13 protein-coding genes and 1 tRNA gene are annotated in these 14,401 nt (G+C 60.3%); 7 read left to right on the forward strand and 7 right to left on the reverse strand.

Translation table 11 applies throughout. The features are described 5' to 3' along the window. Window positions 1-49 precede the first annotated feature (49 nt). The 5 genes from hisF to hisB all read right to left on the reverse strand — a co-directional run bounded on the left by hisF (window position 50) and on the right by hisB (window position 3,225). A complete protein-coding gene (hisF, locus tag ACI77D_RS01705; RefSeq protein ID WP_064450246.1) occupies window positions 50-820 on the reverse strand; it encodes an imidazole glycerol phosphate synthase subunit HisF in 771 nt (256 codons plus the stop codon). A 79-nt stretch (window positions 821-899) separates the two neighbouring features. Continuing rightward, entirely contained in the window at window positions 900-1,649 is a 750-nt protein-coding gene (hisA, locus tag ACI77D_RS01710; protein WP_020299544.1) for a 1-(5-phosphoribosyl)-5-[(5-phosphoribosylamino)methylideneamino]imidazole-4-carboxamide isomerase, read from the reverse strand. An 83-nt stretch (window positions 1,650-1,732) separates the two neighbouring features. Next, a complete protein-coding gene (locus ACI77D_RS01715) occupies window positions 1,733-1,993 on the reverse strand; it encodes a DUF2164 domain-containing protein (protein ID WP_064450245.1) in 261 nt (86 codons plus the stop codon). Then, on the reverse strand, window positions 1,994-2,632 hold the full coding sequence (gene hisH / locus ACI77D_RS01720; RefSeq protein WP_064450244.1) for an imidazole glycerol phosphate synthase subunit HisH: 639 nt from the start codon (window positions 2,630-2,632) through the stop codon (window positions 1,994-1,996). It lies immediately after the preceding gene. After that, window positions 2,632-3,225 carry an imidazoleglycerol-phosphate dehydratase HisB gene (hisB, locus tag ACI77D_RS01725; protein ID WP_003218037.1) on the reverse strand — a complete coding sequence of 198 codons (594 nt, stop codon included), beginning with the start codon at window positions 3,223-3,225 and terminating at the stop codon, window positions 2,632-2,634. Before hisB ends, hisH begins: the two co-directional genes overlap by 1 nt. Window positions 3,226-3,445: 220 nt before the next feature. Between hisB and ACI77D_RS01730 the strand changes: the two genes are divergently transcribed. Beyond that, window positions 3,446-4,702: an MASE1 domain-containing protein gene (locus tag ACI77D_RS01730; RefSeq protein WP_407015934.1), complete on the forward strand. Its 1,257-nt coding sequence runs from the start codon at window positions 3,446-3,448 to the stop codon at window positions 4,700-4,702. A 43-nt stretch (window positions 4,703-4,745) separates the two neighbouring features. After that, window positions 4,746-6,086, forward strand: coding sequence for an HdeD family acid-resistance protein (locus ACI77D_RS01735; protein WP_064450242.1), 1,341 nt, complete (start codon window positions 4,746-4,748; stop codon window positions 6,084-6,086). A gap of 50 nt (window positions 6,087-6,136) precedes the next feature. Here the strand turns inward: ACI77D_RS01735 and ACI77D_RS01740 are convergent, their stop codons facing one another. Beyond that, window positions 6,137-7,798: an OFA family MFS transporter gene (locus ACI77D_RS01740; RefSeq protein WP_064450241.1), complete on the reverse strand. Its 1,662-nt coding sequence runs from the start codon at window positions 7,796-7,798 to the stop codon at window positions 6,137-6,139. A 326-nt stretch (window positions 7,799-8,124) separates the two neighbouring features. Here ACI77D_RS01740 and ACI77D_RS01745 point away from each other — a divergent pair, with 326 nt between their 5' ends. The 5 genes from ACI77D_RS01745 to ACI77D_RS01765 all read left to right on the forward strand — a co-directional run bounded on the left by ACI77D_RS01745 (window position 8,125) and on the right by ACI77D_RS01765 (window position 12,694). Continuing rightward, on the forward strand, window positions 8,125-10,341 hold the full coding sequence (locus ACI77D_RS01745) for an AsmA family protein (RefSeq protein WP_064450240.1): 2,217 nt from the start codon (window positions 8,125-8,127) through the stop codon (window positions 10,339-10,341). Continuing rightward, complete coding sequence (gene mutY, locus ACI77D_RS01750; RefSeq protein ID WP_064450239.1) at window positions 10,338-11,405, forward strand: A/G-specific adenine glycosylase; 1,068 nt, start codon at window positions 10,338-10,340, stop codon at window positions 11,403-11,405. Before ACI77D_RS01745 ends, mutY begins: the two co-directional genes overlap by 4 nt. Then, window positions 11,402-11,674, forward strand: a complete 273-nt coding sequence (locus tag ACI77D_RS01755; protein ID WP_053253876.1) for an oxidative damage protection protein — start codon at window positions 11,402-11,404, stop codon at window positions 11,672-11,674. Before mutY ends, ACI77D_RS01755 begins: the two co-directional genes overlap by 4 nt. Before the next feature lie 103 nt (window positions 11,675-11,777). Next, window positions 11,778-11,853, forward strand: a tRNA-Phe gene (locus ACI77D_RS01760). Between the two features lie 166 nt (window positions 11,854-12,019). Beyond that, window positions 12,020-12,694, forward strand: a complete 675-nt coding sequence (locus ACI77D_RS01765) for a hypothetical protein (RefSeq protein WP_407015935.1) — start codon at window positions 12,020-12,022, stop codon at window positions 12,692-12,694. A 20-nt stretch (window positions 12,695-12,714) separates the two neighbouring features. On the opposite strand, the gene ACI77D_RS01770 is transcribed toward ACI77D_RS01765, so the two are convergent. Beyond that, the gene (locus ACI77D_RS01770; RefSeq protein WP_407015936.1) at window positions 12,715-14,322 is read right to left on the reverse strand and encodes an ArnT family glycosyltransferase; all 1,608 of its coding nucleotides are present in this window, start codon (window positions 14,320-14,322) and stop codon (window positions 12,715-12,717) included. Between the last annotated feature and the right edge of the window lie 79 nt (window positions 14,323-14,401).

The raw sequence follows: 14,401 nt of genomic DNA on the forward strand, positions 1-14,401 counted from the left end.
ATGGCAAGCGCAGAGAGTGCCGCGCGCCTGCCATGGTGTCCAGCAGCGTTTAGCGAACGACGATACCGCGCGCCGCCATGTAGGCCTTGGCCTCGGGAACGGTGTATTCGCCAAAGTGGAAAATGCTCGCTGCCAGCACCGCGCTGGCGTGACCTTCGATCACGCCGTCGGCCAGGTGCTGCAGGTTGCCGACGCCGCCGGACGCAATCACCGGGATACCCAGTGCATCACTGATGGCGCGGGTCACACCCAGGTCGAAGCCGTTTTTCATGCCGTCCTGGTCCATGCTGGTCAGCAGGATTTCACCGGCGCCCAGGCCTTCCATCTTCATCGCCCATTCCACCGCGTCCAGGCCGGTCGGCTTGCGACCGCCATGGGTGAAAATCTCCCAGCGCGGGGTTTCGCCCGGGCCAGAGACTTTCTTGGCGTCGATAGCGACCACGATGCACTGCGAGCCGAAGTGCTGCGCGGCCTCGCCGACGAACTCCGGGTTGAACACGGCAGCGGTGTTGATCGAGACCTTGTCCGCGCCGGCGTTGAGCAGGTTGCGGATGTCTTGCACGGTGCGCACGCCACCGCCGACGGTCAGTGGGATAAACACCTGGCTGGCCATGCGCTCGACGGTATGCAGCGTGGTGTCGCGGCCGTCGACGCTGGCGGTGATGTCGAGAAAGGTAATCTCGTCGGCACCTTGCTCATCATAACGACGGGCGATTTCCACCGGGTCGCCGGCATCGCGGATGTTCTCGAACTTGACGCCCTTGACCACGCGACCGTTGTCGACGTCCAGGCAAGGGATGATGCGTCTGGCTAAAGCCATAGACTTAATCTCCGATTAAGAAGCTTCAAGCTATAAGCTGCAAGTAGAAGCGGATTTGCTTTTGCTTGCAGCTTATAGCTTACGACTTGGAGCTGGCCGCGTAGCCATCACAAAACGCTTGGGCTTCGGCCACATCCAGCGTGCCCTCATAAATCGCGCGGCCTGTGATAGCGCCGATGATGCCGGGGGCCTTGGCGTCCAGCAGCGACTTGATGTCGCCCAGGTTGTGAATGCCACCGGAAGCGATAACCGGAATCCTGGTGGCCGCAGCCAACGCAGCCGTGAACGGTACGTTGCAGCCCTGCATCATTCCGTCTTTGGCGATGTCGGTATAAACGATGGCGGACACGCCGTCAGCTTCGAACTGCTTGGCCAGGTCGATCACCTGGACAGTGCTGATTTCAGCCCAGCCGTCGGTGGCGACGAAACCGTCTTTAGCGTCCAGGCCCACGATCACTTTACCCGGGAACGCGCGGCAGGCCTCAGCGACGAACGCCGGGTCTTTCACGGCCTTGGTGCCGATGATCACGTAGCTCACGCCGGCCTTGACGTAGTGCTCGATGGTTTCCAGGGAGCGGATACCGCCACCGATCTGGATCGGCAGGTTCGGGTAGCGCTTGGCGATGGCAGTGACCACTTCGCCATTGACCGGCTGGCCTTCGAAGGCGCCGTTCAAGTCCACCAGATGCAGACGACGGCAGCCCCCTTCCACCCATTTGGCAGCCATGCTCACCGGGTCATCGGAGAACACGGTGGAATCTTCCATGCGGCCTTGGCGCAGGCGGACACAAGCGCCGTCCTTGAGATCGATAGCGGGGATAATTAGCATGCTTTTCCTTCGTCAAAGAGCTGCAAGCTGCGAGCTATAAGCTGCAAGCAAGCACGCGTATTAAGTCTTGCAGCTTGAGGCTTTCAGCTGCTTTTTTCTAAAGCCCACAGGTCGCTTTCGATGCTTTCGAACCTTTCTTTAAGGAGCGTCTGCGTGTCGAAAATCGCCCTGTTGTAATAGTGCGGCGCAACTTCGGTGGTGAACAGTTCAAGAAGCTCGGCGACCTCGAACGAGCCCAGCTTGAGCTCGAAACGGTCCTCCATGAAGCGCTTGATCTTGAAGGTAGCCTCACGCTCCTGCTCGGGCGTGAGGTTCAAGATCGGCACCTTGGGCTGCTTGGCCATTTACCAGCGGCCATCCCACGCGGCGAAGTTCTGCAGCAATTGCAGGCCATGGGTATGGCTCTTCTCCGGGTGGAACTGCACGGCAAAGCGCGAACCTTCGGCCAGCGCCGCGGCGAAGTCGACGCCGTAGTGCCCGCCACCCACCACCTGGCGCGGGTTACCGGCGGCGATGTAGTAACTGTGCACAAAGTAAAAACGCGCCATGTCCGGGATTTCGTGCCACAGCGGGTGATCCACGGTGCGGCGCACTTCGTTCCAGCCCATGTGCGGGACTTTCAAATGCTCGCCGTCTTCATGCAGGTCTTTGCCGAAGAACTTCACCTGGCCGGGAAACAGGCCGATGCAGTCAACGCCGCCGTTCTCTTCACTGCTGTCGAGCAAGGCTTGCATGCCCACGCAGATGCCGAGGAACGGGCGGTCCTGGCTGACTTCGCGCACCAGGCTGTCAAAGCCCAGGCGGCGGATCTCGGCCATGCAATCGCGAATCGCGCCGACGCCCGGGAACACCACCCGGTCGGCTTCGCGAATCACGCTGGCATCGCTGGTGATCAGCACCTTGCCGGCACCTACGTGCTCGAGGGCCTTGGCCACCGAGTGCAGGTTACCCATGCCGTAGTCGATAACCGCGACCGTCTGCATTACAGAACGCCTTTGGTCGAGGGCATCTGACCGGCCATGCGGTCATCGAGCTCTACAGCCATGCGCAGCGCGCGGCCGAAAGCCTTGAACACGGTTTCGATCTGGTGGTGGGTGTTGGTGCCGCGCAGGTTGTCGATGTGCAGGCTGACCAGTGCGTGGTTGACGAAGCCCTGGAAGAATTCCTGGAACAGGTCGACGTCGAAGCCGCCCACGGTGGCGCGGGTGTAGGGCACGTGCATCTGCAAGCCTGGGCGGCCGGAGAAGTCGATGACCACACGCGACAGCGCTTCGTCCAGCGGGACATAGGCGTGGCCGTAGCGACGGATGCCTTTTTTGTCGCCGATGGCCTTGGCAAACGCCTGGCCGAGGGTGATGCCTACGTCTTCCACCGTGTGGTGGTCGTCGATATGCAGGTCGCCCTTGCTGACGATATCCAGGTCGATCAGCCCATGACGGGCGATCTGGTCCAGCATGTGCTCAAGAAAAGGTACACCGATATCAAATCGGGCCTTTCCGGTGCCATCCAGGTTAATCGAGGCTTTGATCTGGGTTTCCAGAGTGTCGCGCTCGACGGACGCCTTACGTTCGGCCATCACCAGCTCCGCAAAATCATTGGGCGAAAAAGGCAGCCATTATAGGGGCGCGGGCGCCAAACAGAAACATCGAAGGGCATAAGACTGATGGAGTGTCGAGGATAGACATGTGCATACAAGTGGCCGCCCCAGGATGGTGCGCTCAGCGCATTTACCCGATGCCCCCGGCGGCTTCGCGGTAATATGAGCGCAATGTTTAAAACCTAATGAATATTCAACAATGACGATACCGACAGTCTTACAGCGCAGCGGCGTCCTCCTCCTGTGGGCGGTGACCTACTACGTGACCGGCGTCATGTCGCTGGCCTTCGAAGATCCCGTCTCGCAGATGGCGATTATCTGGTTCCCGGCGGGTATTTCCGTGTCGGCGTTCCTCAGCTCGCGACGCGCTCACTGGCCGATGTTGTTTGCGGTGTTTCTGGTCGCACGGGTGCTGCTGGATGAGCATGGCTGGCAACATCTGCCGGCCGCCGTGGCGCTTTCAGCGATGGCACTGGCAGGCTCTGTTGCGATTGCCTGGCTGGTTCGGCGCTTCGCTCGGCGCGGCGACGAACTGCATGCCATTTTGCTGTGGTTGCTGGCCACCGTGGGCGTTTGCTGCGTCCTGGCATTAATCAGGAAAGGCTGGCTGATGCTGGCCGGGGAAGTATCACCGCACACGTTCATGACCAACTGGATGTCCGGCATGAGCGGCGTGTTCTTCTCAACCGTCGTGGTGATGAATGTACTGAACAGCAACCTGCGCGACTTTCCTGCGCGCACGCGCACGAGACTGGCCGGCGGGATATGGTTGCTGCTGCTGGCATTGAACACCTGGTACGTTTTCGGGGCGTCCCCGCTCTGGCTCATCAACAGGCTGGGCACCGACGCGGGCGCAGCGGCGTATTTCATCCTGGCCTGCCTGCCCATCGCGCTTACCCTCGCCGTTTGCATAACGTGGCGCAGCCCTGGCGGCTCGATCGCGCTACTGGTGCTGGGCGGTATCGTGGTCAATTTCACCGACCAGAAGACCGGGCCGTTTTATGTGCACGGCCTGCTGGAAGGCGAGCCCTTGCTGCTTGCGCAAAGCTACCTGTCCATCACGGCATTACTGGTGTTGGTAATACGCTTGATGAGGCAATCCGCTCAACCTTACGACCTGGAAACCGGGCGCTTGGCGGGCAGCGGTGTGATGTACCAACTGCACCCGGGAACCGGGGAAATTCTCTGGGACGACAACCTCGAAACGCTGCTGGACGTGAGTGCCCAGCCCCTGCGCACCGTGCAGCAGGTCCTGGAGCGTGTACACCCAGAGGACCGCGACAGACTCAAACGCCACTGGTCGCCGGAAACCCATACCCGCGCCGCGTCATTGGCCTTTCGCATCGACAAGGGCAATGGTGAATGGCTGACCCTGTATGACCAAAGCCCCGGCGCCCTGCGTGATGCCCATGGCCAAGTGATTGTCGGCAACTGGCAAAGCGGCCGCTACTCCTGAACCTTCGCCTGTGACAGCCTGCTTTTCCCTGTAGGGGTACTTAATGATTCAGATTGCTTTACTGCTGTTCGGCGTTGAGTTCGTGCGATCCAAATTCTGGATTCTCGGCCTGGTGGGTATCCTGTGGGGCTCGCTGGGCCTGGGCGTGATGTACGACGGCCTGGACGGTGCACTGTACTTTCCGATGCGCGCATTCGGTTTGATGTTGCTGCTGGAAAGCATTGTCACCCTCAGCGTGGCTGCCAGCGGCGTAGGCGCTCAGCGGGCCGTGCTGTATTTCAAGGGTGGCATTTTCTTCTTCGTCGCCGTGTTGATTCTCGCGAACAATGTCTATAGCCACCTGTTGCTGGCGATCATCTTTGGCCTGACCTACTTCGTGATCGGCTTGCTGACCATTAGCTCGGCCTGGGTCGTCAGGTTCCCGCACTGGCGATCGTCGTTGATCAGCGGCGGCGCTCAGCTGGCGTTCGCGGGGTTGCTGGTCAGTCCTTATCCCATCGCCCTCAGTGCAACGGTGTCGTTTTTCCTCGGTGCATTGATGATCGTCAGCGGCTTCAACACGGTGCGCATTGCGAATCGCGTGAGGCGATTGCGCAACGGCACTTCAACGTTTGAGCTGCTTGTACCAAGGGATTTACTGTCAGACTTCAAGAAGCTGCCACCGCAAAAACCGCTGGAGCCGCGCCTGGAGCAAGAGCCTGACTTGCAGGACCCATTGATCGTGCATATCTGGACGCCGGAAGGCACCGCCGGCGCAACGACAATTCCTCGCCCGATCATCAATCGCTACATTGCGGCGGTGGATGCACAAGGCGTGATTTCAACCGGGCACGCAGCGATTGAGCTGTCGCCCTCGGTGTACCTGAGCCTGTACCCGGTCGCGGACATCGATCGCTCACCGGCGGAGTTTTTCCGCATCCTCAAGGCCACGCGCAATAACGACGTGCCAGGCACATTCCAGCCGGACTACGCCACTGAAGTGGCCAACTGGTGCGACTCGGACCGCAAGATTATTTTTCACCAGTACAGCCGCAAAGCGCTGATCGAGTTCTCGAATAACTATCGCCAACAGGCCACCTACAACCTGACCTACCGCAACTGTTCCAGCAGCGTGGCCTTTGCGTTGGAAGCATCGATGGATGGCGTGTTGTCGGAACGGTCCCGGCGCTGGCGCTCGGTCCTGCAGACCTTGCTCATGCCTGAGTTGTGGATTGCCGCGCAAGTACGCAAGCGCGCCATGACCATGGCGTGGACACCCGGCCTGGTCATGGACTATGCACGTGCCTTGCGGGTGATTGTTCATCCGGTGCCGCGCCCATGGTTTCAACGCATTCCATGGCGCGGCGCTTCAGCCAGGACCTTGCCTGACAAGAAGCAGGACTAGTTGCCCGACGCCCACTCACGTTGCATGAGAGGGCACCGGGAAACCGGGTATCAGTGGAACAGTACCGCCGTCTTTTGCAGGGTCACCCACACACCCCACGCCAACGGAACACCCACGACCAACCACGCCGCAACTGCTAGCGGCACGCTGCCAGACGACGCTTTCCACTCCAGCGAAGTGCTGGCGTCAGCCCCTTTGTCATGGCCCAGCGCCTGTTCGGCCGCCAGCTCTGCGTCAGTCATGAAGTACTTGTCGGCCACCGGGCGCACCAGCAGGTTGCAGATGAAACCCAGCACCAACAGGCCCGCGAGGATGTACAAGGTGATGTCGTAGGCAGCAGCGCGTTCAACGCCAATGCTCAGCTGATACTCACGCAGGTAGTTCACCAGCACCGGGCCCAACACGCCCGCCGCAGCCCATGCGGTCAGCAGACGACCGTGGATCGCACCGACCATCTGGGTGCCGAACAGGTCGGCCAGGTAAGCCGGGACGGTCGCAAAACCACCGCCGTACATCGACAGGATGATGCAGAACGCTGCCACGAATAGCGCTACGTTGCCCAGGTGACCGAGGTTCGGGATCAGCGCGTAAAGGGCAAAGCCCAGGGCGAAGAACACGAAGTAGGTATTTTTACGGCCCAGGTAGTCGGAGAACGACGCCCAGAAGAATCGGCCACCAATGTTGAACAGGCTCAACAAACCGGTAAAACCCGCAGCGATAGCGGCGATCGACGCCAACTGCCCGGCATCCAGCTGACCGAACGTCAGCCCATTGCCCAACAACTTGCCACCGAACACTTCCTGAAGCAGTGGCGAAGCCATGCCGAGAATACCGATACCGGCAGACACGTTCAGGCACAGCACCAGCCATACCAAACGGAATTGCGGGGTTTTCCACGCCACACTCACGTGAACGTGACGATGGGTAATCATCGCATTGCTGGCCTTTTTCGCCGGGGCAGTCCAGCCCTCAGGCTTCCAGCCGGTTGGCGGAACGCGGTACGACAATGCGCCGCCGATCATGAACACGAAGTAGATCGCAGCCATGACCACGAAGCTCTGCCACACGCCCACGCTGGTTGGCGAAGCAAAGTGGCCCATCAGCGCTGCGGCCAACGGTGCACCCACCATCGCGCCGCCGCCGAAGCCCATGATCGCCATACCGGTGGCCATGCCGCGCTTGTCCGGGAACCACTTGATCAGGGTCGATACAGGCGAGATATAGCCCAGGCCCAGACCGATACCGCCAATCACGCCGGAGCCGATCCACATCAGCCAGATCTGGTGGGTGTAGACACCCAACGCCGAGATCAGCAGGCCGCCGCACCAGCACAGCGCCGAAACAACGCCGGCCTTGCGTGGCCCGGCATGCTCAAGCCAACCGCCCCAGATCGCTGCCGAGCAGCCCAGGAAGATGAAGAACAGGGTGTAGATCCAGCCCAGCATGGAGATGGGCCAGTCGCATTGGGAAGAGAAGACTTGCGCGATGAAACTCATGTCCGGCGCACAGGCGACCGGTGCGGTGATACCCAGCGCCTTGGACAGTGGCAGCCAGAACACCGAGAACCCGTAGGCCATGCCGATGCACAGGTGGATGGCCAGGGCGGCCGGTGGAACCAGCCAGCGGTTGAACCCCGGCTTGGCGATAATGCGTTCCTTGGACAGGAACGCAGGCTGTGCGGCATGACTGCTCGCCGCAGTGCTAGTGCTCATTGGTGTTTCCCCCAGTTATTAGTATGTGTCCGTCAGGCGCTCTCTCCCTCGGCCTTGCACGCAGAGCGTTGGCCGTTGTTGTTGAGTAAAGCTCCTTTTGAGCGCGACGCTGTGTCGCAGACGACAGACGAACCTAAGAAGATTAGCACCAGTGGGTGACAGAAAAACCAAACTGACATCACCTTTTTCACGCGATCTGGTCTGTTCAGCGACAAAATCCGATTTTGCCGACGCCAGATACAATGTAACGATGCGTGAACTGACGTAAGCCTTCGGGCGTTATACTCTGCGGCTAAATTTTGAAATCGACATACAAGGACTCGCCCATGAAAGCGTTCGGCAAAATCCTGGGTCTGGTACTTCTCGGGCTGTTGCTGATCATTGTGGCCCTGGGCTTTGCCCTGACCCACCTCTTCGATCCCAACGATTACAAAGACGAGATTCGCCAGATTGCCCGCGACAAGGCCCACATCGAGCTGACGCTCAATGGCGATATCGGCTGGAGCCTGTTCCCCTGGCTAGGCCTGGAACTGCACGAAGCCAGCGTGGCGACCCTGACCAACCCCACCCAACCGTTCGCCGACCTGCAAATGCTCGGCCTGTCGGTGCGCGTGCTGCCGCTGCTGCGCCGCGAAGTGCAGATGAGCGATGTGCGTGTCGAAGGCCTGAACCTGCGCCTCAACCGCGACAAGCAGGGCCATGGCAACTGGGAAGACATCGGCAAGAACGTGCCTGTCGCCAGCGCCGATGCGCCAGCTCCCGCCCCCGTGCAAACGCCGGCCGAACCTGAACCGGAAAAACCGCCAAAGCCGATCCGCCTGGACATCGACAGCCTGACCATCAACAACGCCCGCGTTGAATACAACGATGAGCAGACCGGCAAACAGTACAGCGCCGAAAGTATCCAGCTGAGCGCCGGCGCCGTGCACGAAGGTGCGAGCATTCCGCTCAAACTCACCGCCTTCCTGGGCAGCAACCAGCCGCTGTTGCGCGTCAAGACCGAGCTCAACGGTAACTTGCGCATCCAGAACGCCCTCAAGCGCTACCAGTTCGAAGACATGAAGCTCAGCGGCGAAGCCACCGGCGAGCCGCTGCAAGGCAAGACCGTGACCTTCTCCACCCAGGGCCAATTACTGGTGGACCTGGCGGCCAACGTCGCCGAATGGACCAACCTGAAACTCTCCGCCAACCAGCTGCGCGCCCTGGGCGAACTGAAGGTCAACAACCTGGACAAAACCCCGCAACTCAGCGGCGCCTTGTCCATTGCCCAGTTTGACCTGGCCAAGTTCCTCGACAGCGTCGGCCATCCGCTGCCGGCCATGGCCGAGGGCAGCCTGAGCAAGGTCGAACTGGTCAGCCGTCTCAAGGGCTCGCCCACCAGCGTGGCCCTGGAAGACTTGAACCTGAAACTCGACGCCAGCACCTTCACCGGTCGCATTGCGGTAGATGACTTCGCCAAGCAATCCCTGCGCGTACAGCTCAAGGGCGACACGTTCAACGCCGACAACTACTTGCCGGCCAAGTCCGAATCCGCCAAAGGGGCGACCGCAGCACGCCAGGCCGAAGTACAGAACAGCGAAGTCGGCGCCATGGCCGCTGGTGGCACCACACCGCTGCCGGAAGCTCCGACCAAAGGCGCGTGGAGCACCGACAAGCTGCTGCCATTGACCCGCCTGCGCACTCTGGACGTGAACGCCGACCTGGCCTTTGGCCAACTGACCCTGAGCAAGCTGCCGATCCAGAATGCAGGGCTCAAAGCCTCCGGCATCGATGGCCAGCTCAAGCTCGACACCCTGAGCGGTGGCCTCTACAACGGCACCTTCCAGGCCAACGGCACACTCGATGTGCGCCAGGACATCCCGGTGTTGGCGCTGCAAACCCACATCAAACAGGTACCGGTTGAGCGCATCCTGCAAGCCCAGGGGCAAACCCCGCCGGTGAAAGGCCAAATCACCCTCGACAGCAACCTCACCGGCCGTGGCAACAGCCAAAAGGCGCTGATCGACAGCCTCAATGGCACCGCCAGTTTTGTGATCAATAACGGCGCGCTGCTCAACGCCAACATCGAACAACAACTGTGCACCGGCATTGCCCTGCTCAACCGCAAGACCTTGAGCACCACGCCACAGGGCAAGGACACGCCGTTCCAGGAACTGCGCGGCAACCTGACCTTCCGTAACGGCGTGGCCAGTAACCCTGACCTCAAAGTGCGCATCCCCGGCCTGACCGTCAACGGCAACGGTGACGTCGACCTGCGCGTGCTGGGCATGGACTACCGCGTCGGCATCATCGTCGAAGGCGACCAGCGCGACGTGCCGGACCCGGCCTGCCAGGTCGGCAGCAACTTCCAGGGCATCGAAGTGCCGCTGCGCTGCCGCGGCCCGCTGGAACTGGGCGCCAAGGCCTGCCGCCTGGACAAGGATGGCTTGACGCAGGTCGCCATAAAAGCGGCTGGCAACAAGCTAAGCGAAAAGCTTGAAGAGAAGCTCGACAAGGTCAACCCACAGTTGAAAGACGCTCTGAAGGGCCTGTTCAAACGATGAGAAACGAGCAGTTTTCACAGGCGGTGCTGGATTGGTACGACCGCCACGGTCGCCATGACCTGCCCTGGCAACAGGGCATCACGCCTTACCGGGTGTGGGTCTCGGAGATCATGCTGCAACAGACTCAGGTCAGCACTGTGCTCAACTACTTCGACCGCTTCATGGCCTCGTTGCCGACGGTCGAAGCGCTGGCTGCCGCGCCGGAAGACGAAGTGCTGCACCTGTGGACCGGCCTGGGTTACTACACCCGCGCACGCAACCTGCAGAAGACCGCCAGGATTGTCGTCGCCGAGTACGGTGGCGAGTTTCCAAGGGATGTCGAGAAGCTCACCGAATTGCCCGGAATCGGCCTGTCCACTGCCGGAGCGATCGCCAGCCTGAGCATGGGCCTGCGTGCGCCGATCCTCGACGGCAACGTCAAGCGCGTGCTGGCGCGCTTTACCGCGCAAGAGGGCTACCCAGGCGAACCCAAGGTCGCCAAGCAGCTCTGGGCGACCGCTGAGCGCTTCACGCCACACGATCGCGTCAACGCCTACACCCAGGCGATGATGGACATGGGCGCCACGCTCTGCACCCGCAGCAAGCCCAGCTGCCTGCTGTGCCCACTGGAAAAGGGCTGTGAAGCCCACATGCTCGGCCTGGAGACGCGCTACCCGATCCCCAAACCGCGCAAAACCATCCCGCAGAAGCGCACGCTGATGCCGATGCTGGCCAATGCCGAGGGTGCGATTCTGCTTTACCGCCGCCCGTCCACGGGCCTCTGGGGCGGTTTGTGGAGTTTGCCGGAACTGGACGACCTCGAAGACCTGGAACACCTGGCCAACCAGCACTCACTGGCGCTGGGCAACCCACAGGCACTGCCGGGGCTGATCCACACCTTCAGCCACTTCCAGCTGGCCATTGAACCCTGGCTGGTGCAGGTCGAGGAATCCGCCCATCACGTGGCCGAGGCCGACTGGCTCTGGTATAACCTCGCCACCCCGCCGCGCCTGGGCCTTGCCGCCCCGGTTAAAAAACTGCTGAAGCGCGCGGCTGAAGTATTGAACGCAGGAGTTCTGTCATGACCCGCACCATCATGTGCCGCAAGTACAAAGAAGAATTGCCAGGCCTCGAACGCCCTCCGTACCCGGGTGCCAAGGGTCAGGACATTTTCGACCACGTCTCCGCCAAAGCCTGGGGCGACTGGCTGAAACACCAGACTCTGCTGATCAACGAAAAACGCCTGAACATGATGAACGGCGAAGATCGCAAATACCTGGCTGGCGAAATGGATAAGTTCTTTTCCGGCGAGGATTACGCCAAGGCCGACGGTTACGTGCCGCCTGCTCAATAATTGATCAAAACCCGGGGTCGGCACGTAAGCGACGGTAATAATTAAATATTTTTTGAAAACTTGCTTGACGACCCCCTGAAAAACCAGTTTAATGCGCCCCGTTGCCCAGATAGCTCAGTCGGTAGAGCAGGGGATTGAAAATCCCCGTGTCGGCGGTTCGATTCCGTCTCTGGGCACCACTAATACCGAAAAACCCCAAGCGAAGATGATTCCTTGGGGTTTTTTATTGCCTGCGATTTAGTGGTTGCCGGGCGACGCTCACCCCTATCCCTGCCTGGGGGTTATTTATCGCAAGGCTCATTCGTTTAGGTGTTACTGAATTTTCTGTTGCAAGGTAGTTATTTGATGACCCGGTATTTGTTCTGCGCGCTTTTGCTGCTGACGGCGTTACTCAGTGGATGCGCCACCCAAATGGACGTCTCGATCGACGCGACACCTGATCCGGACTATCACTTTGATCGACAGGCAACGGTACTGGTGACGACGTCCGTGGGCGGCAGTGCGCAAAGCACGCTGAATGCCCGCTACTACTTGCGGGACATGGTCAATGCCATGAAGGACCAGGGCTTTCGGGAGGTGTTTACCGACACGACCCTACCCAAGAACCATGCACCGATCAAAATGACCATCACCCTTGATGTCGACAGCCGGCAGGTCACTTACCGTTACACCGCCACCGACTACGGCCAGGTGCCAACCACCACGACCACCCAGTGCAAGAAAAACAAGAAAAAAGAAGACCAGTTGACCTGCACCAGCAAGCCCAACACCACCTATGGCCCGATGGGCACCTCAGAGCGAACCGGCTACACCACGCTCACCACGTTCACCGCCACTGCGCGGGATGAAGTGAGCAGGCGCGCGGTGTACCTGCTCCGGGCGATGTCCTACAACGAAGACTGCCAGGCCGCCAAGATCGAAACCTTCCTGGTGGAGCAAGGCTTGCAGAACCTGAATTTCCAGGACCGCGTGCACCGCAACTACACCGTCACGATGCCCGAGGGGTACCAGTGCAAATAGCCTGCACTGGATCGCCTGCCTTACTTCAGTAAAAACACCATCAGCGGGTTGTCGTTCAAGCGCCCTTCGAAATCTGGCGTCTGCTGCTGCATCGGCGTGCCCTTGAGCAGCACAGCCTCTTTGCGCGGCACGATCACCCAGGATGGCCGGGGCAAGGTCAGCAGCTTCTCAGGCTCGTTGCCTGCCACGAACAACGGCTGCTCGTCGTGCGTAAGGTTCATCATGTAGCGTATCGCCCACGTGTCGCGGCCGAGGTCGACAAACACCAATGGCCCCGGCTGCGACGCACGAAGCGTCTCCACTTGGCTGACGAAATTGTGAGTGTCGAACTGCAGGTCCTTGGACGGCTCTATCACCACCACCAGCAGCAACCACTGCGCTACCAGTGCAATCAGGCTGAGCCAGACCAAGCGCACTGACCGACGCCAGGCAACCAACGCCGCCACTTGCAGAATCACCAACCCGCCAATCAACAGCGGCAACGAAACGTCAGGCCAGTAACCGCGTTTTTGCCAACTGTACCGACACACAAACAACACAACCACGCACAACGCCGGCAGCGCCGCGACAAGCCCTTCGTAGCAGCGGCGCACGCCGACAAGCCAGCCTTGCGCCTGGAGCAGCCCATAGGCGGCGACAGCGGCAAACATCGGTACCATCGGCAGAATGTAGTAAGCGCGCTTGAAGTGCGGCACCGACAGCCCGAGCAAAATCATCAAGCCGCACGCCCCCAGCCGCACCACCAACTGTACGTCGTCATTGACCCACCGCTCAGACCAACGATGGCGCAGCGCAATCAAGGCAGCCAGCGCCAACGGCACCACCGGGAAGTAACGGTACAGACTCAGCTTGAAGTAGAAATAGAACGGCTCACCACTCTCATCGAGCCGCCCGCTGACTTGCATCCTGAACACGTCATCGGCAAAAGCATCGCCACCACTGAACCGCGCCAGCTTCATCAACACCCACCAGCAGGCCACGAGCAGCGCAAACCCCACGAAACCGTGGATCAACACCTGCTTGACCCGCTCCCCCGGCCGGCCCAGCGCCCAATACACGCACACCACACCACAGACCTCGATCAGCCCCAATGGCCCGCGAATCGCAAAGGCCAGGACAAACAATGGGAATACGGCCAACTGCCTGACGCGCGACCCCAGGCGTTCACCACTGTGCAGCAGGTAGAAACTGCCCACGCATAGCAGCGCGACCATCAGGTCCAGGCACACCGAACGCGACTTATCGAGCAGTTGGGTGGTGAGCAACGTGAGCAACACCGTCAGCAACGCCCAGGGCCGGCTGGACGGCGCCAACAGGCGATAGATCAGGGCGATCACGCCCGCCGAAGCCAGCGCCGTCGGCAGCACATTCGCGAGATGGTTCGGCGCACCGAATATTCGAGCAAATACGAAACTGAAGAAGGTGGCGGTACCCGGGTAGTCGGGATACGGCTCACCGTAGGTGGTAGGGAAAAGACTCGCGCCGTGGCGAAACATTTCCTGCATGAACAGCGCCCAGCGCCCGTCAAATCCTTGGGGTTGTTCGTCCCAGACACCCAACGTAAACAGCAATAAAGCGATCAGAAAAATGCCCAGGGACTCCAGGCGAAAACGACTGCGGTGATCCATTGAATGTCCTTTCAGGTAGGGTGCGCCGACTCCATGGTGCCGACTCTGCCCCTGAATAGCGCCTGAACAAACCCGAATA

The organism is Pseudomonas sp. O39 (assembly GCF_045447295.1).
GTDB classification, from domain to species: domain Bacteria; phylum Pseudomonadota; class Gammaproteobacteria; order Pseudomonadales; family Pseudomonadaceae; genus Aquipseudomonas; species Aquipseudomonas antarctica_A.